Source organism: Pigmentiphaga daeguensis (assembly GCF_039523035.1).
In the GTDB taxonomy this organism is placed as follows: Bacteria; Pseudomonadota; Gammaproteobacteria; order Burkholderiales; family Burkholderiaceae_B; genus Pigmentiphaga; species Pigmentiphaga daeguensis.
In genome coordinates, this window is record NZ_BAAAEN010000060.1 from 1 (window position 1) to 2,566 (window position 2,566).

Annotated in this window: 2 protein-coding genes; both read left to right on the forward strand. The window is 65.2% G+C overall.

Features of this window, described 5'->3' with window-relative positions; translation table 11 throughout:
- Nucleotides 1-168 precede the first annotated feature (168 nt).
- On the forward strand, nt 169-1,692 hold the full coding sequence (gene istA, locus ABD104_RS30040; protein ID WP_279820977.1) for an IS21 family transposase: 1,524 nt from the start codon (nt 169-171) through the stop codon (nt 1,690-1,692).
- A 12-nt stretch (nt 1,693-1,704) separates the two neighbouring features.
- Entirely contained in the window at nt 1,705-2,472 is a 768-nt protein-coding gene (istB, locus tag ABD104_RS30045) for an IS21-like element helper ATPase IstB (RefSeq protein ID WP_132979779.1), read from the forward strand.
- Nucleotides 2,473-2,566 lie beyond the last annotated feature (94 nt).

Below are 2,566 nucleotides of genomic sequence, written 5' to 3' on the forward strand. Positions count from 1 at the left end.
TGCGTATTTCGGACAAAGGTGACCGGCCGTTTCGGGATCGTGACCGGCGATTTCGGCAACGTGACCGATCATTTCGGGAACGTGACCGAGCGGCCCGGAAGGCAGGATTGGCGTTGCGCATGACATCAACCACGCGGGCTATGCTCGCCGGCTTTTGCCGGAGACAGCATGCCCGCGCACCGGATGAACATGCGCATGATCAAGGACGTTTTACGACTTAAATTCGACGGCGGTTTCTCGCACGATCGGATCGCCGCGTCGCTGGGCATTTCCAAGGGCGCGGTCACGAAGTACGTCGGACTGGCCGGCGCCGCCGGGCTGGACTGGGCGAGTGCCTGCGACATGGATGAAGGCGAGCTTGAGCGCCGGCTACTCGGCAAACCCACGGGGCCAGCAGCCTACGCCCAGCCAGACTACGGGCGCATTCATCGGGAACTGCGCCGCAAGGGCGTGACGCTCACGTTGCTCTGGGAGGAGTACCAGGCCGAGTTTGCGGACCGGCAGACCTACCGCTACACGCAGTTCTGCGAGCACTACAAGGCGTTCACGAAACGCCTGAAGCGTTCGATGCGGCAGATCCACCGCGCCGGCGAGAAGCTGTTCGTCGACTTCGCCGGCCCCACGTTGCCACTGACCACGGGACGCCGCGCGCACATCTTCGTGGCCGCCATGGGCGCGTCGAGCTACACGTTCGCGTGCGCGACGCCGGCTGAAACGATGGAGGATTGGCTCGGCGGCATCGCTCGCGCGCTGACCTTCTATGGCGGCGTGCCGCAGCTGATCGTGCCGGACAACCCGCGCGCAATGATTGCCGATCCCGACCGCTATGAACCGCGCGCCGGCGACACCGTGCTGGACTTCGCGCGTCATTACGGCACCTCATTCCTGCCTGCCCGCGTGTATCGCCCGCAGGACAAACCGAAGGTAGAAGTCGCGGTCCAGGTCGTCGAACGCTGGATCATGGCGCGCCTGCGTCATCACCGGTTTGTGTCGGTCCAGTCAGTCGACGACGCGATCCGGCCGCTGCTGAAGAACCTCAACGAGCGCCCATTCCAGAAACTGCCGGGATGCCGCGCCAGCGCATTCGCGGAACTGGACGCACCGGCACTCCAGCCGTTGCCGGCGCAGCCGTATGAGCTCGCGCGGTTCAAGACGGTGACGGTCCACATCGACTATCACGTCGAGATCAACAAACATCGCTACAGCGTGCCGCACGCGCTGGTCGGACTCAAGCTCGATGCGCGCATCACGGCGGGCGCGATCGAGCTGTTGCATCGCGGCCGCCGTGTTGCCAGCCACGCCCGCAATGACCGCGTGGGCGGTTACACCACCGTCGTCGAGCACATGCCGGCGGCACACCGCGCCCATCTGGAATGGACGCCGCAGCGGCTGATTCACTGGGGACAGCAGATCGGCGCGGCAACCGGTGCGCTCGTCACCCGCCTGCTGCAGGAGCAACGCCACCCGGAACACGGCTATCGGGCATGCCTCGGATTGCTATCGCTCTCCCGTCGCTATGGCCGCGAGCGTCTCGAGGCGGCGTGTGCGCTGGCGCTGGAACTGGGCGTGCACCGTTACCGCCACGTGCGCGACATCCTGATCAACAACCGCGACCGCGCCGCGGCGGCAACACCTGCCGACTGGATCAGCCCCAGCCACGCGCATGTACGCGGCCCCAGCTACTACCAATAAAGAGAACCCGCCATGATGATGCAACAGACACTGACCCAACTGCGCACCCTGAAGCTGGACGGCTTCGCCGATGGCCTGGAAGAACAATTAACGCAGCCCGGCGCGGCCAGCCTGAGCTTCGAGGAACGTCTGTCGCTGCTGGTCGACCGGGAAGCCAGTTGGCGTGATGATCGGCGCCGAACCCGACTGCTCAAACAGGCACGCCTCAAGTATCCGCAGGCCGCCATCGAGGATCTCGACACCCGCGCTGGCCGAGGCGTGGACCCGCGCTCGCTCACGAGCCTGGCGCTCGGCGACTGGGTCGACGCCGGCTACAGCCTGCTCATCAGCGGCCCAACCGGCGCGGGAAAGTCATGGCTCGCTTGCGCCTTGGCGCAGTACGCCTGCCGGCGCGGACACTCCGCGTTGTATCTGCGCGTGCCGCGGCTTGGCGAGGAGCTGCGCGTGCTGCACGGCAACGGCGGCTTCACCAAATGGCTGCTGCAGGTCGCTCGCGTTGACGTTCTCCTGCTGGACGATTGGGGCATGGCGCCTCTCGACGCGATGGTCCGAAACGATCTGCTCGAGATGATTGACGACCGCTCGGCGGGCAAGGCGACCATCGTGACCAGCCAGTTGCCGATCGAGCACTGGCACGGCTGGATCGGCGACGAGACCATCGCCGACGCGATGCTCGATCGTCTCATGCAGCGTCATCACCGGATCACGCTCGCAGGCGAATCGCTCAGAAAAGCGCCCCTCAAACCCAACGCCCTGGAGCCCGAACTCGACCAACGCTAACAAGGAAATCTACAATCGACACCGCGCAACGCCCCAATCCTGCTGGATCGGTCACGTTCCCGAAATCGGCGGTCACGTTCGCCGAAATACGCAC